This is a genomic window from Photobacterium obscurum (assembly GCF_026191635.1).
Taxonomy (GTDB): domain Bacteria; phylum Pseudomonadota; class Gammaproteobacteria; order Enterobacterales; family Vibrionaceae; genus Photobacterium; species Photobacterium obscurum.
This window is the reverse complement of the sequence record NZ_JAKRRW010000012.1, coordinates 68,217-92,094: the sequence shown is the minus strand read 5'-3', so window position 1 is coordinate 92,094 and position 23,878 is coordinate 68,217. Positions and strand designations below refer to the sequence as shown.

The 23,878-nt window shown below is 43.7% G+C and carries 20 protein-coding genes; 10 read left to right on the top strand and 10 right to left on the bottom strand.

Annotated features, from left to right (window positions below; all coding sequences use genetic code 11):
* Positions 1-7: 7 nt before the first annotated feature.
* The gene (pqiB, locus tag MD588_RS15570; RefSeq protein ID WP_265698332.1) at positions 8-1,654 is read left to right on the top strand and encodes an intermembrane transport protein PqiB; all 1,647 of its coding nucleotides are present in this window, start codon (positions 8-10) and stop codon (positions 1,652-1,654) included.
* A complete protein-coding gene (locus MD588_RS15565; protein ID WP_265698331.1) occupies positions 1,654-2,268 on the top strand; it encodes a PqiC family protein in 615 nt (204 codons plus the stop codon). The genes pqiB and MD588_RS15565 overlap by 1 nt, the downstream gene beginning before the upstream one ends.
* A gap of 134 nt (positions 2,269-2,402) precedes the next feature.
* Here MD588_RS15565 and MD588_RS15560 read toward each other — a convergent pair whose 3' ends face one another.
* On the bottom strand, positions 2,403-3,398 hold the full coding sequence (locus tag MD588_RS15560; protein ID WP_265698330.1) for an NADP-dependent oxidoreductase: 996 nt from the start codon (positions 3,396-3,398) through the stop codon (positions 2,403-2,405).
* 195 nt (positions 3,399-3,593) lie between these two features.
* Here MD588_RS15560 and MD588_RS15555 point away from each other — a divergent pair, with 195 nt between their 5' ends.
* Positions 3,594-4,016, top strand: coding sequence for a MarR family winged helix-turn-helix transcriptional regulator (locus MD588_RS15555; RefSeq protein ID WP_265698329.1), 423 nt, complete (start codon positions 3,594-3,596; stop codon positions 4,014-4,016).
* Between the two features lie 97 nt (positions 4,017-4,113).
* On the opposite strand, the gene MD588_RS15550 is transcribed toward MD588_RS15555, so the two are convergent.
* A complete protein-coding gene (locus MD588_RS15550) occupies positions 4,114-4,329 on the bottom strand; it encodes an acetyltransferase (protein ID WP_265698327.1) in 216 nt (71 codons plus the stop codon).
* Between the two features lie 225 nt (positions 4,330-4,554).
* Between MD588_RS15550 and MD588_RS15545 the strand changes: the two genes are divergently transcribed.
* Entirely contained in the window at positions 4,555-5,460 is a 906-nt protein-coding gene (locus tag MD588_RS15545) for an ROK family protein (RefSeq protein ID WP_265698326.1), read from the top strand.
* A gap of 78 nt (positions 5,461-5,538) precedes the next feature.
* Here the strand turns inward: MD588_RS15545 and MD588_RS15540 are convergent, their stop codons facing one another.
* Entirely contained in the window at positions 5,539-6,591 is a 1,053-nt protein-coding gene (locus MD588_RS15540) for a porin (protein WP_265698325.1), read from the bottom strand.
* A gap of 4 nt (positions 6,592-6,595) precedes the next feature.
* Positions 6,596-7,078 carry a hypothetical protein gene (locus MD588_RS15535; RefSeq protein ID WP_265698324.1) on the bottom strand — a complete coding sequence of 161 codons (483 nt, stop codon included), beginning with the start codon at positions 7,076-7,078 and terminating at the stop codon, positions 6,596-6,598.
* Between the two features lie 103 nt (positions 7,079-7,181).
* Here MD588_RS15535 and MD588_RS15530 point away from each other — a divergent pair, with 103 nt between their 5' ends.
* Positions 7,182-9,860, top strand: a complete 2,679-nt coding sequence (locus MD588_RS15530) for a hybrid sensor histidine kinase/response regulator (RefSeq protein WP_265698323.1) — start codon at positions 7,182-7,184, stop codon at positions 9,858-9,860.
* Between the two features lie 759 nt (positions 9,861-10,619).
* Here MD588_RS15530 and MD588_RS15525 read toward each other — a convergent pair.
* Both MD588_RS15525 and ylqF read right to left on the bottom strand, forming a co-directional pair.
* Positions 10,620-11,780 carry an MFS transporter gene (locus MD588_RS15525; protein WP_265698322.1) on the bottom strand — a complete coding sequence of 387 codons (1,161 nt, stop codon included), beginning with the start codon at positions 11,778-11,780 and terminating at the stop codon, positions 10,620-10,622.
* A 924-nt stretch (positions 11,781-12,704) separates the two neighbouring features.
* Positions 12,705-13,661: a ribosome biogenesis GTPase YlqF gene (gene ylqF / locus MD588_RS15520; RefSeq protein ID WP_265698321.1), complete on the bottom strand. Its 957-nt coding sequence runs from the start codon at positions 13,659-13,661 to the stop codon at positions 12,705-12,707.
* Positions 13,662-14,076: 415 nt separating this feature from the next.
* Here ylqF and MD588_RS15515 point away from each other — a divergent pair, with 415 nt between their 5' ends.
* Together MD588_RS15515 and MD588_RS15510 are read left to right on the top strand one after the other, a co-directional pair.
* A complete protein-coding gene (locus MD588_RS15515; RefSeq protein ID WP_265698320.1) occupies positions 14,077-14,823 on the top strand; it encodes a hypothetical protein in 747 nt (248 codons plus the stop codon).
* A 397-nt stretch (positions 14,824-15,220) separates the two neighbouring features.
* The gene (locus tag MD588_RS15510; RefSeq protein WP_265698319.1) at positions 15,221-17,275 is read left to right on the top strand and encodes an ATP-binding response regulator; all 2,055 of its coding nucleotides are present in this window, start codon (positions 15,221-15,223) and stop codon (positions 17,273-17,275) included.
* Positions 17,276-17,327: 52 nt separating this feature from the next.
* On the opposite strand, the gene MD588_RS15505 is transcribed toward MD588_RS15510, so the two are convergent.
* Both MD588_RS15505 and MD588_RS15500 read right to left on the bottom strand, forming a co-directional pair.
* Complete coding sequence (locus MD588_RS15505; protein WP_265698317.1) at positions 17,328-17,477, bottom strand: hypothetical protein; 150 nt, start codon at positions 17,475-17,477, stop codon at positions 17,328-17,330.
* Positions 17,478-17,590: 113 nt separating this feature from the next.
* Complete coding sequence (locus MD588_RS15500; protein WP_265698316.1) at positions 17,591-18,592, bottom strand: YdcF family protein; 1,002 nt, start codon at positions 18,590-18,592, stop codon at positions 17,591-17,593.
* Positions 18,593-18,781: 189 nt separating this feature from the next.
* Between MD588_RS15500 and MD588_RS15495 the strand changes: the two genes are divergently transcribed.
* Positions 18,782-19,180 carry a VOC family protein gene (locus MD588_RS15495; RefSeq protein WP_265698314.1) on the top strand — a complete coding sequence of 133 codons (399 nt, stop codon included), beginning with the start codon at positions 18,782-18,784 and terminating at the stop codon, positions 19,178-19,180.
* 112 nt (positions 19,181-19,292) lie between these two features.
* On the opposite strand, the gene MD588_RS15490 is transcribed toward MD588_RS15495, so the two are convergent.
* On the bottom strand, positions 19,293-20,945 hold the full coding sequence (locus tag MD588_RS15490) for an AMP-binding protein (protein ID WP_265698312.1): 1,653 nt from the start codon (positions 20,943-20,945) through the stop codon (positions 19,293-19,295).
* Between the two features lie 597 nt (positions 20,946-21,542).
* Here MD588_RS15490 and MD588_RS15485 point away from each other — a divergent pair.
* Positions 21,543-22,004 (top strand): TetR family transcriptional regulator, encoded by a 462-nt coding sequence (locus MD588_RS15485; RefSeq protein WP_265698311.1) that lies wholly within the window; start codon positions 21,543-21,545, stop codon positions 22,002-22,004.
* Positions 22,005-22,235: 231 nt separating this feature from the next.
* Complete coding sequence (locus tag MD588_RS15480) at positions 22,236-22,427, top strand: YtxH domain-containing protein (RefSeq protein WP_265698310.1); 192 nt, start codon at positions 22,236-22,238, stop codon at positions 22,425-22,427.
* 116 nt (positions 22,428-22,543) lie between these two features.
* Here the strand turns inward: MD588_RS15480 and sstT are convergent, their stop codons facing one another.
* On the bottom strand, positions 22,544-23,785 hold the full coding sequence (sstT, locus tag MD588_RS15475) for a serine/threonine transporter SstT (RefSeq protein WP_265698309.1): 1,242 nt from the start codon (positions 23,783-23,785) through the stop codon (positions 22,544-22,546).
* Positions 23,786-23,878: the final 93 nt, after the last annotated feature.

The following is a 23,878-nucleotide window of genomic DNA, read 5'->3' as shown; positions in this document are numbered from 1 at the left end:
CCCAATTATGAGTGATAACAAGCCGGAAAAGGCGGAAGTACAAGATCTTAAACAGATTTCCTCGATTTGGCTCGTGCCAGTGATTGCTATTGCTATTGGTGTTTGGATGTTGGTTCAGTACGCCGTCAGTAAAGGCCCCGAAATCACCTTAATGTTAGAGACCGCTGAAGGCATTGAAGTCGGTAAAACCGAGGTGAAGGCACTTAACGTGAGGGTTGGGGTGGTTACCGATGTGACTTTGAATGATGATTATACTGCGATCATTGCCACAGCACAGATAGATAAAGATGCCGCCAGGATGTTGAAGGAAGATACCTTGTTCTGGGTTGTAAAACCGAGGATAGGCAAAGAAGGCGTGTCTGGGTTAGAAACGTTATTGTCAGGTGCCTATATCCAGCTTCAACCGGGCGTGAGGAAGAAAGAAAAATTGTCGTTTACGGTGCTTGAGGTGCCACCTGTTGCCCCGCCAGATGCAAAGGGGCTGAGGCTGGTTTTATATCATAATGAAGCCGGCAAATTGGGAGTGGGCGATCCGGTTCTTTATGAAGGTTTTACCGTTGGGCGGGTAGAGAAAGTAACGTTTGATCCAGAGAATAAAAAAGCAAACTATCAACTTTTTATCTTTGAGCCATACGATAGCCTGATCCGCAAGCGTACACGATTTTGGTTGACCTCTGGAGTGGATTTGCAAATGTCAGCCGAAGGCTTCAACCTGAAAATTGGCTCCATTGAATCACTGATCACGGGAGGCGTTAGTTTTCGGGTGCCCAAAGGCAATGAACCCGGCGAGCTGATTACGAAAGAACTGAGCCGGTTTAGGCTGTATAACAACTTGAAACAGGTCAAAGAGCGCTTCTTCGATGAGTATCTCGAATATGTGATGCTGTTTGATGAGTCCGTTCGCGGCCTAAATGCTGGTGCACCGGTGGAGTATCGTGGTATTCGGATTGGTACTGTAAGGAAAGTACCGCTTAGTTTGCCAAGTGAAAGAGATGGCTTCTCTAATAAACAAATTCCGGTTCTTGTGCGAATTGAGTTGGGGCGAATTTATGATCATGTGGATCTTGATAGTTTGCAGCAATTAAAAGTGAACCTCGAGCGAGAGTTCAACGTCGGGCTACGCGCGACGCTGAAAACCGGTAGCCTACTGACCGGCGCATTGCTGGTGGATACTGAGGTCTATCCTGACGAACAGATGCCGGTACTCACCCATTATCAAGATTACGATATCTTCCCGACCAAAGCTGGTGGTTTTGCTCAAATTCAAAAACAGGTGAGCTCTATTTTGACCAAGATAAATAACTTACCCGTAGAAGATACACTGTTGAGCTTGAATAAGAGTCTGGATGCTTCTCAAAAAACACTGTTGGCAGCTGAAAAGGTGGCTAAAGAGCTGACGGTTATACTGGCTCAGAAAGACACGAAAGCCATACCCAGTGAGGTCAGAGACAGTTTGCAGCAGATCCAGCAAACGCTTAATGGTTTTAGCCCAGATGCCGTGCCATACCGTAATTTGGAACAAGCACTATCACGTTTCGAGCAGGTCATGACCGAACTTCAGCCTGTGCTACGCCAATTGAATGAAAAACCAAATTCACTGATATTTTCCGGTGAAAAAGCAAAAGATCCAATTCCTGCCAGGGGAGCTCAATAATGAAGAGGTGGTCTCGATTGTTGACTGATATGTTATTGGCTGCGGTGTTGATGCCAGTAGTGTTGACGGGCTGTAGTAGCCAGCCGGAGGTGGTGAGCCGTACATATATGTTACCTTCTGATGGACAGGGGATTTCCACCATTGCAACCAATCAGCCGTTGTTAGTCGTTAGACCGGTGGAGATGGCAGAGCATTTATCTGGTACTGGCCTGGTTTATCAGCTTAGTGATACTGAAGTTGTACAGGCTCAGCAGAATCTATGGGCAGAAAGTATCGGCAAGCAGTTAACCCGCAGGATAAATTTAGATTTACGCAGCAAACAGAGCCGATACTGGCCTACGGAGTTGACCCCGGCGCTCGAAACCTCGGGGGTACCTCGCTTACAGGTCAAATTCAGCCAGTTCAATGGACATTATTCGGGCTCGGCGAAGGTGAGTGGTGAGTGGCTGTTACTTGATGGGAGCGGAGCTCTCCAGGGCGTTTATCCATTTGTCTTTGAGGTGCCGCTAGCGCAGGAAGGCTATGATGCCCAGGTGAAAGCACTATCCGAAGGCGTTAACCGACTAACATCTCAAATCGCTCAGCAACTGACGCGGCTTCCTACTGAGTCTTAATGAGTTAGACGAAATACTAATCTTGCGGGTAGGCAGAGTAACTATTCAGTTTGGTATGGGGCGGCACTTGCTGTGTTCAGTGAAGAGGGAGCAAAGTGTGCTCCCTAAGCATACTGGTACAAGTTAAGGTCCAATTATAATTTCACCAGCATTTTCCCTTTATTTTTGCCTTCAAATAGGCCGATGAAGGCTTCAGGTGCCTTATCTAAACCGTCATAGACCGTTTCTTCCCACTTGATTTTGCCTTCTGCGATCCACTGACCCATTTGCTGGGCAAACTCTTTATAGTGATCCCAGTGATCAAATACGATAAAGCCCTGTATCTTCAATTTCTTGATGATCACCATGGCTAGATTGCTAGGCCCTGGTTGTGGCTCGGTTGCATTATATTGTGATATCAGACCACATACGGCGATGCGACCGTAGTCGTTCATGTTGTTGAGAGCCGCCTCGAGGTGCTCACCACCCACATTTTCAAAGTAAACATCGATACCCTGAGGGGCCGCTTCAGCAAGCGCATCAGACAGATTGCCTGCAGTTTTATAATTGATGACGGCATCTACACCAAGCTCCTTGAGCAGGGCTTCTTTTTCATCGGAACCGACAGAGCCTACGACAGTACAGCCGTGCATTTTGGCAATTTGACAAGCGACACTACCGACGGCTCCTGACGCTGCAGAGATAAAGACCGTATCAGTTGGCTTTAGCTCTGCAATACGGAACAGACCCGTCCAGGCCGTCATTCCCGGCATTCCCATGATGCCCAGAAAACTTTGTAACGGTAGCAGGGTTGTTGGAATTTGGGTGAGTCCACCACCATTACTGATAAAGTGACTGCGCCAGCCGAACATACTGCTCACATTAGTACCAACGGGAAAGTCAGTGTTACGTGATTCAATGACTTCACCAATGGCACCGCCTTCTAGTGCTTTACCAATTTCGAAAGGAGCAACATAGCTTTTTTGGTCAATCATCCGGCCACGCATATACGGATCAACTGACATCCAAAGGTTTTTTACCAGTACTTCACCATCTTGAAGGTTCGGCAGTTTGCGGTCGACAAACGAAAAGTTATCAGTTGTTGGTGTACCCGACGGGCGTGATGCAAGTTGGATTTCTTGTATGTTCATAATCTTCCTTCCGATGAGACAGTTTATCTGTAGCTCTTTTCTCAACAAAATATTTGCGCGCAAAGCAATTGCGTTTTTACATTAGACTTAGAAATTGGATTTGGCAAGTGATTTGCGTGGTAAAGTTTTGCGCGCTAAATATTTGGCATAAACTGTATTTGAGGTATGATGCACAAGCTAGCCAAAGGAGATCTCATGTCACAGAAGTTGTCAGATAATGTTTGTTTTGCCCTGTATACTGCCACCAATGCGCTTATAAGAGCCTATCGACCATTGCTAGATGAGTTTGATCTCACTTATCCGCAATATATCGTGATGCACTCTTTGTGGTACAACGATGAAGTTAGTCTGACTGAGCTATCACAAGATACCCGGTTAGATCCGGGAACCCTGACGCCGATTGTGAAGCGCTTGGAAGGGAAGTTGCTGCTTACCCGCCAGGTATCTCAAATTGATGAGCGCAAAAAAGTTATCGCACTGACGGAGCTTGGTTTTGAGTTACGGGAAAAAGCTAAAAATTTAAAGCAGCAACTTGAGCAAAAATCCAATATGGATCCTGCCAAAGTTGAGGCGTTGAGGCTGCATTGTTTGGAGCTCACAAAAAACTTACAGCGTTAATTAACTTCTCGCCATCATAATACGCGATGGCGAGAAGTTAATACTACACTGAACAACTATCGCTGATAGATCATATAATTATTCAGTTTGGTATGAGTTATTTATGTTGGAAGCGGTAATAACCATTAACCCAACACTCAGGTAGCCCTTCTCCTGAAGGAAAAGCCAGATCATGCTTGTCTATTGTGACAGGTTCTGCAAGATCCTGCCCTGACTGAAACTGCACTGTAACGTTCTCTGAGAAAGGATTGATCAGTGATGACATATCGACAACGTCCACTAAATCTCCAGTCCGCGCCTCTTTCAAAAACATACCGAGAGTCTCCGTTGAAATTTGACCACTTGACGGTTTAAGTATGGCCGATTTTGTTTTTTTTGCGGTAAATGAAGATGCATCATCAGTAGCAAAGACCTTACTTGCGACTATTTTCTTGTCAAAATCACCTGTTTTGTTGGTGAGCTAACTGAATGACTTACCATCCAGCATTATGATGTCAAAAGATAATTTATCGTTTTTGGATACACCCGTGGAGTTGTTATGAGCCGTTATTATTGGGGCATTGATTTAGGCGGAACAAAGATTGAGTGCGCCGTGATGTCGTATGAAGATGATCAGTGTGTTCTGCGAGAGCGAATTGCTACAGAGGGCGATAAAGGCTACGAGCATGTTCTTCAGCGAATTAAGTTGTTGGTGGATCTGTGCACTGACAAAATAGGAGAGAAGCCAGAGAGTGTGGGTTTTGGTACGCCAGGGACTTTAGACCCTCAAACCGGGTTAATGAAGAACTGTAATTCAACATCACTTAACGGTAAGGCATTAGATAAAGATTTAGAAAAACTGCTTCAGGTTCCGGTCAAACTGGCTAATGATGCTAACTGCTTCGCGTTGGCAGAAGCGCAGCTGGGTGTTGTTCAGCAAGTCAAACCCGATGCCGAGGTGGTGTTTGGTATCATTATGGGAACCGGTGTCGGGGCAGGCGTTGTGGTTAATGGCAAACTGGTTAATGGCCGCCATGGCATCGCTGGTGAATGGGGACATAATGTCCTTGAGCCTAATGGTGCCCCTTGCTATTGCGGTAAGGCGGGGTGTCTCGAAACTGTTATCTCAGGTAAAGGGTTGGAAGCATATTATCAGCACCTAGCTAATCAACCATTGTCTTTGCCTGAAATCGTAGAGCAGGCTGAGTTGGGCGAAAGCTATGCACAGCATACTTTAACGCGTTTGATTGAAAAGTTTGGCCTTGCCGTTGCCCAGATTATAAATGTGATTGATCCTGATGTCATTGTTGTTGGTGGTGGTGTTGGCAACATTGATGCTCTCTACGAGCTTGGTCCAAAGGCTATTTTACGCCACTTGTTTAACCCGGCCCTTGATACAAAAATAGTGAAGCCAGCATTGGGTGATAGTGCAGGGGTATTTGGTGCAGCTATGCTAGTGAAATAAACACTGGCGAAATATGGTAGTAAATTTTGAATAAAAGAAGCAGCTATTACGCTGCTTCTTTTATTTTGTTTTTAGGATTTAGAATACGAAACTCAACATGAGGGTGTAGAGTTGAGCATCCTTATCTTCCCCAGTCAGCTTCGGCGGGATAACAAATTGTCCGGTTTGGAATTTATCATAGTCACTGCTGGTCATATAAACCCCTTGCCATTCTGCGTTGATTGAAATGGAGTATGTGATGTCATACCGTAGTCCTGCAGTCACGCTATTGGTTTTTCTCCGGTGGTGGCTTTCACCGTATACCAGATAAGGGGTGAATTTATCGAAATGATAGGCACCACTGACATACCAGTTTGACTGAATGTTATCTGTCTGTACTTCTGCCATAAACTGCCAGTCATTAAGAGAGTATTCACCACCCAAGGTGTAAAGGTTGATAATATTCTCTGAGAGGGCATTCGCAGGAAGTGTCGAAAATTTCGCATGCATATAACCCAAATGGACACGGTAATTGAAGCCGTTGAGATCAATCGAGACACCCGCAACCCGGTCAGTTTCAAAAATCAGCTTTTCATTACCAAGCTCGGTTTTATAATCATTCTCGAACGCATAGTAAGGTGACACTGTCACCGCTGCTTCATCAGATAGATCCATTCCCCAGGAGACAGAAAGACCATCATAATGGGTAAAGCCTAAAATACTGTCATAGACTTCCTGTGGCGGACGGGCCCAGTGGTATGCCTGGCCAACGTAATAGTATTCGGAGACTAAGAAGAGTGGTATCCGCAGCCGCCCTCCTTTGAAGGTAAAGTCATCATGCTGGTAGGCTAAATATGCCCATTCCACTTCAGGAGATGACCATTCATCCTGTGGGCGTTTTACAACCTGTAAAGAAGCATTGAGTTCATCAACAATTGATAGGTCTCCTTGAAGGCCAAATGTCGTGTCGCAGTCGTAACAGGTGTTATCAGTAATTTCGCGGTGGACAAATAGCGGCGTGCTATTATCTGATTTTGCAATTGAAGTCGAACCAAAACCGCTTATGGAAAAGTTATCTGTTACTTTAAGCGCGGCAGTTGATGAGAATGTAAACCCCAAAAGCGGCAGTATAATTAGTTTTGAAATTTTCATAATCTTACTCTCCCTGTAAGATTGTGATAAGGATGTTGGCATTCTCTGGCACAGCGCTTACTGGCGCGTAGGCAATACCGTTTGGGTTTTGGTTTAACCATTCCAAAATATCTTTTATATCGTCGCTGTTGAGTTCTTCCGGCGGGGTACCTTTGCCAGAAAAAGATAAACTGGCCCAATAACCATTCATCTGCGATATAGATTTCCCAAGTAACATACTATAAAAATCTTCTCGAAGAATTGAGTTTTCTGGCAAATCAACCAGAACAATTTTAATGCTGCCATTTAGTTTTTTTGTTCTACCTTTATAAAGCATCCTTGTTTTGCTTTTGCTAAGAGCAGGAATATCTTCGTTAAGAGAAAAAACAGCAAACTCGACATCTTTCCCTTCTTTATCGGCAGAAAATGACGAAAATGAATGGAGCAATAGCAATGTCCCGGCTGCGACAAGGGATATAAAACGTTTATAGTTCAGTCCATTGCACATCAAAAAATTCCATTTATTCTTAAATAATCCTATTATAAAGAATAGTATACATAGATGTAACTACAAATAGTCAGCAAAGAAGGTTCTCATTCAAGGAGATGATATGAGCCTACTAAATAGAATATCGATAAAAACAAGGCTCTTGGTTTTGGTGGTTTTTCCGCTAACTTTTTCCTTATTTTTCACAGTAATAGAGCTTAATGGGCTCTATGATAAAGTACATTCTTTAAATGCTCTGACTGCTCGAGTCGAGCTATTAGGTAAAACATCCACTTTTTCGACATCGATCCACAAACTGCGAATCAGTACGCTTCTTGGTAAAGAAAACTCTCAAGATAAAACGCAAGCTATTGAAGCTGCGTCACAATTATCAGATTTTGTTGGTGCTGCATTCAGTTTACCTGAGAGGGACGAGGCCTTGTCTGTAGGTTCAGACATGCTTGAAGTTTTAAGTGATTACGATGGTGTTGGTAAAGAAGATATCAATGACTGGTCAGACTGGGCGTCAGACTTGGTCACGCAATCGTTAGAATATTTAGAAAAAAGCCCCGTAGATGTTGGTAATGCGCAGATCGAGCAAAAAATTTCTATTTTGTACCATCTTCAATGGTTAGAGTTTTGGGCGCAACAAGAAAATTGGTATATCTATCTATTAAGTAATGAAGATACTTATAATGAAGATTATAGAACGTTAATGGCTGAAAACATTGCAAGGCAGCAGCTTTTTATTGAGCGTTACTTATCAATAAATGCGACACCTGAACAAATTGATCTATTAAGTGAAACTTTTGCCAACCCGGCTTTTGCAAATAGTTATAAGTTGCGTAATACAATAATGGATGGCAAAGAAACTGGGATCGATCTCACATATGGGCTAAAAGCGTTTGATGAGCGATTTCGACTTATTCACTTTGTGGTCTATGGAATTAGCCAGCAACTAGTGACGGAAATTGATTCATCGATTAATCAGGCAAAACAGCTAATGTTGATTTATCTGATCATTATCGTAATTTCTCTTATTGTAATGTGTTATTTAGGAGCTAACTTAGCAAAGAGGGTGCTTTCATATCTTGGCCGTATTCTGAGGACAATGTCTCAAATTGAAGGTGAGACTAACAGTGACTTAAAAATCAAAGAAGATGGGAATGATGAGTTTACCATTTTTACAAGACAATTAAATGTCTTGCTTGAGGAACGCTGTCAAAGTCAGGCCAATCTATTACAAGCCAAAGAACAAGCAGAAAAAGCTAATATTGCCAAAAGTTCATTTCTGGCCAATATGTCTCATGAGATTCGTACGCCGCTAAATGGCATAATTGGAATGTCAGGGATTCTCTCTGATACTGTTCTTAATCCGTCACAGGCCGAATATCTGCAAACAATTGAGACCTCATCACAAACGTTGTTGTTATTGATTAATGACATCTTGGATTTATCGAAAATCGAATCTGGCAACTTGGTATTAGCTCCTACTGAATGTGATATTAGTGAAGTTGCTTATGACACTATAGCTGTTGTATTGGCTAAAGCCGCAGAATCAGGACTGGATTTGCAGGTTAAACTTGATCCTAAGTTACCGCAATCTGTTGTTGTTGATGAGCACCGCCTGCGTCAGGTGTTGATGAACTTGTTGTCTAACGCCGTGAAATTTACCCAAGCCGGTGTTGTTACCTTGTCCGTAGACTGCCAGTTATTACTCCAAAACAAAGCGGAACTCCTGTTCTCGGTTAGTGATACCGGAATTGGGATTGCCAAGGAGAAGCAAGATCAGGTATTTGCTCCATTTACTCAGGAAGACGGCTCAATTACACGTCAGTACGGTGGCACTGGCTTGGGCTTGGCAATCTGTCGCCAGTTAGTTGAGCTTTTGGGCGGGGAGATACAGTTACAATCAGAGAAAAATATTGGCAGTAATTTTTACTTCTCGCTTGAAGTTGATATAGAGCCGGAAAAACCGGCAGTCGATGAAGGTATCAGAGGATTACAGGGATTATTGATTGTCAATCAAACCACCATGACGACCAGTATCAAGGACGCGTGTGAAAAAGGGGGCGTTTTACTGGATATTTGTGATGAGGTGTCTTTGGCCAATCACGAGCCGCAGGCATATGATTTGGTTTTTTATTGCCAACAGGAACTGAACCGAACTCTGAAAGAACTTCCAGTAGTTAAACAGAAGTACCCTCAAGCTGCGCTGCTTATCTGTGACAATCATCATCAAGGCCATCATGATTTTGGTAATGCAATTGATGGCCTTGTGACCCTACCACTTCTTGGTAAGAGGTTTATCAAGGCGCTGAATTTCGCTCTGGCTAGGGTAAAGGAGCGATCTTTAAACCTTGCTGTCTCGACAATCGCTGAACCGCCGTCAACTGAGCCTGCAGCTCTAGGTACGGATCTGATTTTGATTGTTGAGGATAATGTTGTGAACCAGAAAGTGGCCTCCCTGTTCCTTAAAAAAGCTGGATATCAGTTTGACTTGGTCAACAATGGTAAAGAGGCGGTTGATGCTATTTTGTCGGGAAAACAATATGGCGTAGTTTTGATGGACTGTATGATGCCGGTAATGGATGGGTTTACTGCGACTGAAGAAATAAGACGTTGGGAGCAGGGCAATAGTGCAGGGCGTCAACTACCTATCATTGCTTTAACAGCAAGTGTACTGGATGAGGATATCAGTAGGTGTTACGAAGTCGGTATGAATGACTATATTGCTAAGCCATTTAAAAAAGAGATGCTGTTGGAGAAGCTGGATCTGTATTCTCGCTCTGAAACGGCATAAGCAATAGAGGTTATCGCTAACAGCAAATGAGGGTAATGCTTGTTTTCTAGAATCTATTACAGGTTACAAGTAGCTTTCCTTTAAAAAATTGAGACTGGATGTAGTTTTACTGGTGGATTTCGAGTTTGTTTTTTGCCTCTTAAGAGTTTAACAGCAAGAGCTTGTAAGAGATCTCTCACAAACACGTGGGAAATCGAGTTTAGTATTGTTCAGATGTATCGTGCCTTGGAAATAAATATCAATAAAATCAATTGATTATGGTTGTTGTATTTTATTTTATAAAATGCATCATAAAAAGTGTGATCTCTATGTGTTGCTTAGATTCTCAATTAACGTAATCTTTAACCCGTCGGAAGGAACTGACGGAACGGAACAGGAAAGCGCCAGGGATGTTGGCAACCTCAGGATGAGGACGGTGAATCAGGATGATTTGTCGAACATGGACTGTGAAGGGATGATCGGAAGGAACCGATATAGTAAGTAGGATACTTACTAGTCAGGACGACATAAATGGACCACTTCAGGATGAAGTAAGGGACACCTCCAGGAAGGAGAAGAGAGTCGAGACAGGACGTTTTGACGGGTCAAGGTTAGACCAAAGGACATCTCTAGGATAGAGACTAAAGGACTGCGCTGAAGGAATCAGCAAAATCATGGAATGATGCAGGGAGCACTATAGTAGCGGGATTGCTGCATGTAAGACCTAAGGGCGCGACGAAAGTCGCGCCCGTTCTTTTTGTATCGACAAAGAAAGCATGATTAGCTTGCCAGCACAGAAGGTTTGCGCTTTGCACTTACCAGCAGCATGTAAATAGCTGTCGCCAACAGTACCAGGAAGAAGAAGTCCATTAGTCCTGCTTTCTCTGCCATAAATTGATACGCAAGCATAGGGCCGGAAGCTGACCCGACACTGTAGCTAAAAAGCATTACCTGGGTGGCGGATACAATATAGTTCGCATTTAATTCATCACAAGCAAGTGTAATAGCAATAGGGTAGAGGGCAAAAGCCGACATACCCATTAGAGCTAGCATAGCTGCATGGGTTAGGTAGTGATCGCTTAGGTTGAAAATCCCCATTGCAAAAACACCAATCAAACATGCAAGCGCCATAAGCAGGGATTTGCTCATCAGGCATGATAACTTACTTACAATTGGTTGAATGACCATTCCTCCTAATACTGTTGCGGCCATCATAACGCCAATCTGCTCCGAGTTGGCTGTAGTTCCCTTTAAAGCTAATGGCATCAATCCATAAATAGTTCCCATCACGATACCTGATACCAGGCAGCCAATGATTGCAGGTTTGCTCAAGCGAAGGACTTGCTCGATGCTAAGGCTGTGGTGGGTATCACATGGAGGTTGTGCGTTTTTTCCCAGTAGGGCTGGTATAGTGGCAAATATCAGTAAGGCAAGAATAGCAATAAACGGCATCGCCCCTTCTGCACCGATCGTTCCAATACCGAACTGTCCAATTGCCGTACCGCCGTACAGAGCTGTCATATACAAGCCTAAGTTTTTGGCCCGCTCTTCTTTGCTATCACCGATTAGCAGCCATGATTCAATAACAACAAAAATGCCTGCCACTGCCATGCCAGCAATGAATCGTGCGAGTAACCATATTTCCGGTGACGGGAAAAGAGGCATAATCGCAACGGAAAGCGCCAGCAGAGATAGAAAGCCGATGAATGATACTCGGTGTCCTATACGCCGGATCACCGACTCAATCATCATGGAGCCAATTAATAAGCCGATGTAGTAAATACTGGCTAGCCAATTGGCAAGTCCAGTTGAAATCTGAAAACTGGTAAGCGATAACGGCAACAAGCTCATTAAATAACCAGAAGCAATGGCAAAAATTGTTAGTCCTGCAACAGGCACGGCAATGCTATGTTGCGTTTGGGAAGTAGTGTGCTTTGTCACTACTGTTGTCTCCGATTGTCGGTTGTTCTTAATATGGAACAACGATAAATTCAAGGAATAAACTGCTGAATGAAGCAGCAATGATGTTGGTGGCGAGGAATATGAACCTAAAAGATGAAGGCGTAAAATGAATTAATTTAATGCCAAATATGACTTATTTTAATGTATTTAACTGATAAGATAGTAAGATTATTGCTGTATTGGTTTGTGTTCTATGTAATTCAGTGTGTCTGTTTTTAAAGCTTTGTTTTGTAGGTGTTTTTATTCTCTATTTGTGCGGATAAATATTGCTTTTAAGGTGAATTGTTTAGGGGTGTAATTGATTTTAATGGGCTATTGCCCCATATTTTTATGGAGTGGATAAATGCGGTTTATTGCTGGTGGTGAAAATTGTTAGATCAGAGTACTCAGACAAGCAAGGCAGAGGGGGAAGTAGACCTAGACTGAAACTAGTTTGATTAACACTATTGGTGCACTTTTTCCCTAATAGGGTGCGGAGTGAAGTATTGATATTATCAAGTTATTGTTTTTAATAGAGGTAAAAGTTGGTATCAGCTTTGCCTATTAAATAAAGCAGCATAACTGATTTCAGGTAACTTCTCTCAGTTTATGTCACCTGGAAAATGCTGTTGCAGTAAGGGTACATAATCACCATTCACTTTGTCACTGGACGTGAGGCGCTATACCAGTAGCGGGGTATAGCGCCTACTTTTCTGTTTTACGCGCTCAAATCGTGACAAATAGCGACTACCTCGAGAGAAGAAGACAATCTTACGGGTTGTATCGTTCTTGTATTGCTTCATTTTTGTCGGTGGTTGTTGATAATAATATGTTTGTAATAATTATTTTGTGAATTATGCAGGCGTATGGGAGAGCAAGGTAGGAGGGGAAAAAGCCGACAGGTTGCCGGCTTTATAATTTTGGTTAGCGCTTGTTTTTAAGATAACGCTTACGGCGCTCTTCTTTTTTCTTCGCCTTTTCTTCGGCTTTGCGCTCTTCTTCAATCGCCACGTTGATCAGCTCTTCAGTGATCATCTCAGGACGCTCCATGGTGATCTGGCCCAGCGTACCGTTACGCAGTTCGTTGATCAAAATTTCGGAGGCCTTATGCAGGTCGACGCGACCACCACCTCTTAGGCATCCGCGTTTGCGGCCGATCTCTTCCATCAACTCGATTTCAGTTTCTGGTAAATCGTCATCAAGGTTGTAGCGAGCCTTGATCAACTCCGGATAGGCTTCTCTCAGGTACTCGACAGTGAAGAAAGCCACATCGATGTAATCCATCGCCGTATCTTTTACTGCGCCTGTTGCTGCGAGGCGGAAGCCACTGTGCGGGTTTTCAACCTTCGGCCACAAAATGCCCGGAGTGTCCGAAAGCACAATACCGTTTTGCAGGTTGATTCGTTGCTGCTGACGGGTAACGGCCGGCTGGTTGCCTGTCACCGCAACAGTTCGGCCAGCAAGAGTATTGATAATCGTTGATTTGCCAACATTCGGGATCCCCATGATCATGGTACGAATGTTTTTGCCCATCTCTTCGCGGTTTGGTGCCAGTTTGCGACATAGCTCTGTGATTTTCTGCACTTCAGAGATATTTTCGGTAGTGATGGCAATTGCTTTGACACCTTGTTCTTTTTCGAGGTGCTCAATCCACAATTGGGTCATTTCAGGATCGGCCAGGTCACGCTTGTTAAGTACCTTCACAACAGGCTTATCGCCATTTTGGCCCCGGAAAGACTTGATTAGCGGGTTCTCACTACTGAAAGGAATACGTGCATCAAGAACTTCAATAATGACATCGACTTTAGGAATTGCTTCTTCAATTTCTTTGCGAGCCTTGTGCATATGGCCCGGGAACCATTGGATTGTGTTGCTAGACATTTGATTTTCAACTCTTCTTTAGTTCGGCATGCGATCTTGGGGTACCTGTTGGGGTACTAAAATTGTTGGTTGGCCGAATACGTTGAGCAAGAGGGTATACATTCAAGAACATGTTGGCTGTTGAACCCCTCATGGTGAAGACTCTTACTCGTCTATGATTGTCAGTTGATGTGAAGTTTAACGTAACTGGCGAAATACATAAACGATTTAGATACTCGCTTACGGTTTATGATAGGGATTCATCAGCATATGGCGAAAAAGCACACATAGGGGGAGAATGTTGTGGATAGATATAATCTTAACAACCATAACAAGTGTGTTGATGCTCACTCTGAGCAATTTGAGGATGAAATTTGGTTTCAGACAGCAGGTTATTTCGACAGCGGCTAAAAGCTTCAACTTCTAATGTAAGCTAATGTTTTATATAATTATTGCAAAATTGAAAGTTGGATATATGGAAATGACGTATTCTGATGTCATAGCTCTACCAGTAAAAGAGCGAGGGCCTTTACTTAAATCTTTGGCTGAGTCCGGGGATAATGATGCCTGCTTAGCGTATGCAAAGTTAATTTTTGCTGATAAATATAATGGTACGCCATCTGCGGGACAGTCGAAAGATGAAGCAAAAGCAGAAGCACGTTCAAGCGCAGTAACATTTCTATATGACGCAGCTCTACGTGGGCACCTGCCAAGTATTATCTTGGGACAAGATGCGGCCTTTTTAGGTCGCCAAGGTGCGTTTAACAAAGTACTCTGCAAGGTGAGTTTTACTAAGGCTATTGAATTCTTAGATCTTTGGTTGGCACAAGAGCCTGAACCGGATGATCGTGCACTAGCGCTGTTCCGAAAAGGTCTGTGTCTGAAGCTGATGAATGCGGAAACACCTTGGGCTGAAGTTGAGTCACTTTGGGAGCAATCAGCAAGCCTCGGTGGGGAGCATGGCATTGCAGCCTCTGCACAACTCGGAGCCCGGCACTTTGACAATGGACGCTATGATGAAGCGATCCCGTGGCTTGAGACCGCAAAAAACTCATCCATGATGGCTGCTTCACTCCTTATGTTGATTCACAAAAATCATACTAAGTCTGAGGATGATTATAAAGAATGCTCAGATATTTGCTCAGTGTTATGCAGCACCAAGCCTAAGCCAGGTCAAACCTAAAAAAGTTAATTGCAACATTGAAATGGCACACAGTGCTTACTGTTACGAGTATTAAGTTAATTAACGGAAAACTGACAGCTTGAAGTCCAATTAACTCCGGTTCAGGGTATCGAAAGATGCCCTTTGGGCGCACTCTAAAATCAGTAAAGATATCACCCCATCTGAATCATTGTAATTGAATTATTAATCCTTTAACTAATTAAAAAAGAGCTAGATACTGCTAAGACGTGTAAAATAAGTAACTTATTGATTGAAAGGGAAACAGTCTGTATGCCGGGTGCAATCTTTACTTCCCTGTGCCATGCCTACCAGTCTATTGATGGGCTAAAGAGGCGTCAATAGATGGGCATTACCGTTACCCAAATCCGGTTTTTTTGGTTGAGTACTGGTTTAAATCATGAGTATTAAAGCTGCAATACAAAAAGTCTACCAATATGCAGAACCCAATATTTCTCTGGTTGGTTGGATGGGGTTTATTGGCTTTCCCGTTTACTATGTCATTTGGAAGTACTTATTTCCCCAGCCTTATGAAAACCTGACTCTCAGGCTTGCCTGCTCGTTACTTTTTTTCGTGGTTATAATTCGAAGAAAGCTAAAACCTCAATGGCGTAACCGTATGCACCTGTACTATTTGGTCGTGATAACACTGTGCCTGCCATTTTTTTTCTTCTATATGTTGCTCATGAACAATTGGTCTACTGTCTGGCTAATGTCACTGATGTCTGCAATTTTCCTGCATATCTTGCTGGTACACAGTACCCGGGTTATGTTCGCACAAACAGTCATTGGAATTGTACTTGCCGTTGCCTGCGCATGGATAGCGAAAGGCTTCCGCCTGGATGTTACAGTTGACTGGGCACATGTACCTATATTCCTATTTATCTATATTTTTGGGAACGCATTTTATTTTCGTAATCAGGTGGAGCACGAAACTAAGGTGTCGATCGCAAAAATGTTCGGTGCAGGAGTTGCCCACGAAATGCGAAACCCATTGAGTGGCCTGTACTCTTCAGTTGGCATTATCCAGTCTCTCATCCCTAATCTAAAAGAAGAAAAAAAAGAAATCTATCAGCTCTCCGCAGAGGAGGTTTCGCTACTGCAAGAGGTCAGCGATGATGCAATGAAAATCATCCATGACGGGAACGAGGCGATAGATTTGCTTCTTGCTTCAATTGATGAAAGCCGGGTGTCTCGAGCAACGTTCAGGCATCACTCTGCCCAGAAGGTGGTGGAAAGTGCTGTTGAAAGTTTCAGTTACAGGCGATCCCAAGATCGATTAGCTATTTCTTTTGACGTATGCAGCGATTTCGAGTTTCTGGGCAACAGTACATTACTCAGATACGTCATGTACAACCTGTTAAAAAATGCTTTTCAGCACTGTACTTCAGAAGGTTTTCAGATACATGTGAAGCTTGAGGCTGGGGAGAAGGTAAACCGAATCGTAGTGACAGACAACGGTCCGGGTATCGCCCCTGGTGATATTGGAAAAATATTCAAAGATTTCTATACCACGGGTAAGTCTGGGAACTTCGGGTTGGGATTGCCATTCTGTAAAAGGGTGATGTGTTCATTTGGCGGAGATATTCAATGTACATCTGTACCTGGCGAGTGGTGCCGGTTTACGATGACATTCCCGTCTATTCAGTCGGAAACTGTCAAAGATATTCGCTGTGAGCTAATTTGTCAGAAATCTCTTTTATTAGTGAGTGACAACGATATCTTAATAGCCGTAACGAAAGACCGGATCCGCTCCTTGGATCTAAAACTGACGTTGCTGGATGTGGCGACCGTGCTGAACAAGAGAGAACATGAATTTGAATATGACCTTATTCTCATTGATCTCAATAGTATTGGCCAGGAGCACAATCATCTTGATTTTATCGAGTCGCAGCTGCCAATGACTGAATCCCAAATTGCTTATTTGTCCCATAAGCCGGTAAAAAAACATAAAAAAACGGAGTTCAATCCCGTCTGGATAAAGACGGAAACATGGTTGAAGAACACTGATTTAGTCATTGAAAGTTTGCTGTTTGACTTCCATGCAGATGTACGTGAACCGGCTCAACCAAAGAAGATAGTTCAACGCTCCAGAAGCACGATTATGATCGTGGATGACAGTGAATCTTTGCGTAAACTCACGGCAAGGTTACTGGAAACACAGGGCTTTGACGTCATCCAGCATGAAGACGGCAAGAAAGCCATAGAAGCTCTGGATACTGATCCTGTTGACCTGATACTCATGGATATCGAGATGCCAGAAATGAATGGTATAGAAGCCTCGCGCTATATTCGAACATCAGGCAAGGAGTTTTCGACCGTACCAATTATTGCCCATACAGGAGATGTCTCCCCGGTGACTCTGGATAGTATCAGGTCATCAGGAATGTCAGATTATATCGTCAAGCCCGCAGAAAAGAGCCAGTTGTTAGAAAAAATCTCTAATTGGATTTGATAGGAAGATCCTATGTGCCATGCTAGGCTTTTACTTACGGCTTACTGTTCAATCAAATAAATTCTAGCGTTGAGTCATCAAAAGTGATCTGGGGCACAGCTAGCGCATGGTCAAAATCATTTTCATAGTTTGACTTACGAGACCTAAAATTATCGACATTGCCGAGTGTTGGCGAGAGATGGTTCAGGTTCTCAGATTTCATACTGCCATCCTGATAGTTTAGAATTGGCGAAGTCACTTACTCGTTAGAGTAACTTGTTATAGGTGGAGTGAGATTGAGTGGCACCTTGTGCACTATTGCGATTTGGTTTCGGATCACAAGCAGATCAAAGGCGCACAATTAAAAGCGGGTAGGCCATAGGCTCTCAATGCATCGATGTAACAATTGCGCCTAATTTGGCCCGTCGGATTTACTTCGGTGGATAAACCATCTTCGACAGCACAGTGAGAGAAGTTTATCGCTGTTGTGTCAAATTTCATCTGCAGCGTTTCAAAAAGGAGCTGCGAGCGATGTACATGGATTGAAGCGCTGACCAGCGTTGCGCGCCGGATCTGGTGTTGGGACAGTAACTCCAGACTTAGTGTGGCGTTTTCAATGGTGTTGATAGCTTGGTCTTCTTCGATAATCTTGTTTTTCTCGATGCCGTGAGCAATCAGCCAGCTTTTCATTAGCTGTGACTCTGTTTTACCTTGTTTGGCAAGCCCGCCGGTAACGATGATCAGGCTTTCAGGAATACGTCGCCATAGCTTCAGGGTCAGTTCCAGCCGCCGAATTAGAGCTGGGGCCATCGAACCGTCGTCGTTGAGTACGTAGCCGAGGGTTATTATTGCATGGCCGGGCCCTGACGAAAATGTAACAGGGTGGCCTTCCGGTTTAGGCTCATCGCTTGAGGGGGCCCCACAGAGAGGCTGTGACAATACTTCGTCAATCTTATTTAATAATGCACAGATTCGAAAAAACTCCTCGGTACTTATCTGTTGTAGCAGATTGAGGTAGTGTGCAACATGCCGGGCATTCCCTGAATAGTGATACCAAACAATCAAATAGCATAATGTCTGGCGTTTCTCTGCATCCGAACTGGCAGTCGACAAACATAGTTGATAGCCGAGTAGCGCCTCATCCACCTCGCCGCGAAAAGTCAGTACATTGGCAATGGTCATCGGCAGTCCGAAATGTGCGGGTAAATGAGTGATTGCTTCTATCAGATAATATTCAACTGCTTCTAGGTTAGTCACAACCTTGCCGTTAAGCGGATAACGCGATCGGTTAGTACTGTTGTAGGCATCAAGTGCGTGCTGCAGGCATGAAGGGAGCATTGGGTCTAAATATCCTTATTCGATTTTTAAGTATCAGAATGCTATAGGAAAAGATTCAGTTCAATCGGAACCTTGCTTTGTCATCATCGACCTTGAATTTATAAGTAATAACCCTCCTAGTATATGGCTAATTCGACTACGTTTAACTAGGTATTAGTTATGGTGTTCAAAGTAAGTGAGGAGTGTCGAATGAATGATTCATTCAAGCAACACGGTGCGTTTAGCTGGTCTGAACTTGTCACCGATGATCCCGAGAAAGCAATTGCGTTTTATACCAATGTAATTGGCTGGGAAGTCGAGACGATGGAAATGCCGAATGGGCAGTACCATGTTTTGAAGGCGGGAGGCGAACCCGTAGGAGGGATCATGGCTAAGCCGGAGGAATGCGGTGAAGAGGTTCCGAACTACTGGGGAACATATATTACCGTGGATGATGTTGAGGTCACGTTGGCTAAGGCCGAGAGCGCGGGTGGCAAGGCGGTGTATCCGCCGATGGACGCTCCCGGCGTTGGGCGAATGTGCGCGATATCCGATTCCGAGGGGGCAATTGTGTCAATCATCACCTATGAAGATAAAGAATGCGAGTAGCATTAACGTTTCACTATGACTAATAGAAAAAGAAAACCGCCTGAAAGTTCAGGCGGTTTAGGTTTATCTGCGTTCTATGGTTGCTGGATAATCAGGAACTGTGCGCGAAAATTTAATTTTCCCATTGAACTAGCTTACCTTTAGGCCAGTTGGCACCAATATCATGGTATTTTTTCTCTAGCAGGTGGCGCTTAATTTTCAGCGTCGGTGTGAGGATACCGTTTTCGATACTCCATGGTTCTTTCATCATCAGTACGCCTTTGATTTTGGCGTGCGGTTCCAGCTCCTGATTGATAGTCTCTATGACATGATGTGCTTTACGTTCATATCGTGCTTTATCAAAGTTAGGGAAATCATGGGGAATTGCGAGCAGGATAGGACCTGGCATACCAGAGCCAACCACGCACATCATCTCGATATTACTAAGCTCAAACAGTCGCTTTTCGATAGGGACAGGGGCGACAAATTTGCCTTTGGCCGTTTTGAAAGTATCGTTTTTACGCCCTTGAATCGAGAGGTAGCCTTCATCGTCTAGGAAGCCGATGTCGCCGGTGTGGAGCCAGCCATCCTCATCAAAAGAAGCTTTACTTGCTTCTTCATTCTTGTAGTAACCGGAGAACATACCGGCGCCGCGAACCAGAATTTCGTCATCAGCAGCAATCTTCACCTCGACGCCTGGGCCTGCATTACCCACAGTACCGATTTTATCGCTACGGAATGGGTGGTTAATGGTGCTATAAGCAAAAGATTCTGTCATGCCCCATGCTTCAGTAATATTCAGGCCAATACTTTCATACCAACGCAGTAGAGCAGAGGAAACTGGCGCCGAACCACATCCGAGCATTCGAGCCTTATCCAAACCGAGCCCTTTAGCGAGTTTGCGTTTTATCACTCCAGAGACAAACGGGATTTTAAGCAAAATATTAAGCTTTGCTTGCGGCAGTTTTTCAAGAATACGCTGTTGGAACAGTGTCCATAAGCGCGGAACTGAAATAAAGAGGGTCGGGCGATGCATTTTCACATCTTCGATAAATGTATCGAGAGACTCTGGGAAAGCGACTTGCATGCCAGCCATTACCGATGTGCCAAAAATATAAACTCGCTCAGTGATGTGGGCTAGCGGCAGGTAAGAGAATAGGCGTTCGCTATCTTGCATACCTATATGATCAACCAGGCGTTGAATAGACCAGGAAAACGCGCCATAAGTCAGCATCGCACCTTTCGGCAATCCGGATGTACCAGAGGTATAAACAATCGACATTAGATCTTCTGGTTTATGCTTAGGACGCTCTGTTGATGGCTCATTTTCCGCGACAAGTTTACTGAATTCATATTTGCAGGGCGGAGCACTTGGGTAGGGAAGTGAAATTGTTGGTAAGTCAGGGTGGTTTTCTAAAACTTCATTGACGGCTTTGTCGTCATCGAGCTTACCAATAATAAGAACTTTCGATTCACTATGGGTAACACAGTGTTGGACAGTCTCAGCACCAGCGGTCGGGAAAATAGGAACACTGATGTAACTGCCTAGCATAATCGCCAAGTCGGTAATGAACCATTCGGCACAGTTTTTTGACATCAAAGCGACGCGATCACCAGGTTGAATTCCCATACTGCGCAACGCACTCACTAGCCTTAATGCCTTGTCCGCAACTTGCGCATAGGTAAAGTCTACAAACTGTCGGTTAATGATTTGACGAAGGTAAACTTCATTTGGGCGCTCTTCTGCCCATTTCAAAATCATTTCATTAGGTAGAGGCTCCGTCATGAGTGTTTCCCTTAAGCGTTCCGTGGGCAGAGGTAAAGTCATAGTCTCATCCTTGTGGTGTTGTCAACTTGTTAATCAGGTGTTTTTTTTGCTTTGCTCTCGGTCAAGTTCCTGTTTTTCATTGAACTCCTGTCATTCAGTATGAAAATTGTAAGCAACTTGTCAAATAAAACTGCCTATCTGCTGGAAAATTAAGCACAAAATCTAAACCTGTATGTGGTTTTTAAATCTAAGAACAAATATCTCAAATGGCTGATTTTTAATTGATTGTTGTGTTTTTGTTGCTTTTTGTGAGGTTGGGAAAAATATTACGTAATAACAAATTGTTATTACTTATGCAGTTAGTTACTTAGAGATGAATTGGGGAGGTAAGATTCACTGATAGTGTGCTCTTTAACGAGCATTTTTGTAATTTGAACAGGCTTTATATGCAAAGTTATGAAAAAATGAAAAAAAAATCAGTAAGAGTACTGGTTAACGGAATAGCATTTTGTAATACTGATAGCAAATATAAAACCAATATCGTTTCAGTATGTCATCGGGTATCTGTCCGATGGAACTTTTGTTGATGTGATGAAGATATAGAGTCAACTCATTATGCCAAAGCGTAGTAAAGAAGATACAGAGATTACGATCCAGAAAATCATGGATGCCGTAGTAGATCAGATTTTGACACTAGGCTATGACAAGATGTCATATACTACCCTAAGCAAGCAAACTGGGATTTCAAGAACGGGTATTAGCCATCATTTCCCGAAAAAGCAAGATTTTGCAAATGCATTAGACGGCCGTATTTATCGTTTGTTTGTCGAGAAGCTAGACTTGGACAACGGCCTTGAAGGCTTTGTAAATAGCTGGCTGACCGCTCTTGATGACGAAAAATTCCGTGCCACCCTGCGCCTGTTATTCCACCATATTGCCGCTTCTGAAATTACCGGCGAGTTCGCTAAGCGTGGTATTGAGCGTTTGTATGCTCTGTGTAAGGAGCGCTTTGGTGAGGGCAGTGACAAAGAGCTTGAATGGCTGCTTGGAAAGTCATTGATTAGTCTGGTGAAGTAAGCTGGATATATCCATATTTACGAAAAGCAGCCATTGATTGGTTGCTTTTTTGTTTGTGTTCCGTCCTGAGATAAGTCCCCATGTTGGTGGCTTATCCGTGAATCCTTGTTTACCAAATAAAATAGATAGTAATCTAAAACTTAGAAGCATTTTTTTGAAGATAATAGGCTAAGTGGCCAGCGACTGTGTATAATTGCATTGTTTGGTAAAAAGTTAAGATACGAGAAAAGTATGTTGAAATATATTGTGATCGCGCTGGTTGGTATCGGTATTTATATTGGTGTGACTTATAAAGATCAAATTGAAGATATGACCAATTCACGTCCAATGGAAGATGTTCAGGATATATTTGAAGATGCTAAAGAGCATGCATCTGATAAAGCGGACGAGTTAAGTAAGCAGCTTGAAGAACTGAGTAAATAACCATTTATGATGAGAAAGGCTGGTCGTTATAACGGCCGGCCTTTTTATTGAATTCCTGACTTGAAAAAAAGCAGCCAATTGGCTGCTTTTTTGATATTACGCTTCTGCCTTGTTGCTTAGGATTGCGCCATTTCAGGCGCTGGCATCTTTGCTTCAGCGGCCTTACAAGCTGCTGCAGTAAAGATAACGTCCGTCGAGCTGTTTAGTGCGGTTTCAGCTGAATCCTGAATGACACCGATGATGAAGCCAACAGCGACAACTTGCATTGCAACGTCATTAGGAATACCAAACAGGCTACAAGCTAGCGGGATTAGTAGTAGGGAACCACCAGCAACACCAGATGCCCCACAAGCCGATACGGCTGCAACAACACTTAGGAGTACTGCCGTTGCAATATCTACCTGAACGCCCATCGTATGAACTGCAGCAAGCGTCAGTACAGTAATAGTAATCGCTGCACCGGCCATGTTGATAGTTGCCCCCAGCGGAATAGATACAGAGTAAGTATCTTCATGCAGGTCTAAATCTTTACACAGTTGCATGTTTACTGGAATGTTCGCCGCAGAGCTACGGGTGAAGAAAGCCGTGATACCGCTTTCACGAATACAGCGTAGCACCAGTGGATATGGGTTTTCTTTGGTTTTGTAGAAAACAATCAGCGGGTTGACGACAAGGGCAATAATCAGCATTGAACCCAGTAATACAGCCAGTAGATGGCCATAGCTTGCTAGGGCTGCAAAACCCGTTTCGGCGAAAGTGTTGGCAACCAGACCGAAGATACCAACTGGCGCCAGGCGGATCACGAAGCGGACAATTAGAGTGATGCCGTTAGAAACATCGTGGAAAACCTGCTTGGTTGCATCGCTTGCTTGGTGAAGAGCAAAGCCAAGTGCGATTGCCCAGGCAAGGATACCGATGAAGTTACCTGTCATTAGTGCATTTACTGGGTTATCAACGATTTTGAATAGCAGCGTATTCAATACTTCGGTGATACCTTCAGGTGGAGTAGCACTTGTTGCACTAGCTACCAGAGTTAAAGTGGTCGGGAAAAGGAAACTCATGGTAACAGCGGTGAATGCGGCCATCAGTGTACCAAATAGATACAGGATGATGATTGGTTTCATGTTGGTGTGAGCGCCTTTCTTTTGGTTAGCAATAGAAGAGGCGACAAGGATGAAAACCAGAACCGGTGCGACAGCTTTCAGGGCGCTAACGAATAGGCCACCAAGAAAGCCGACTTTAACTGCGGACTCTGGAGAGACGGATGCGAGAAGGATACCAGCAATGATACCGATGAGAATCTGGATAACCAGGCTTCCACTCGCGACTCGGGCTAAAAAGGGTTGTGTTTGATTCATATTACGTCCTGCATAACTTTATTATATGTGTGGAAGGATTATATTTCGTTCCAGAAACAATTTTTAACAGGAACTATACTAATTTTCCACCAT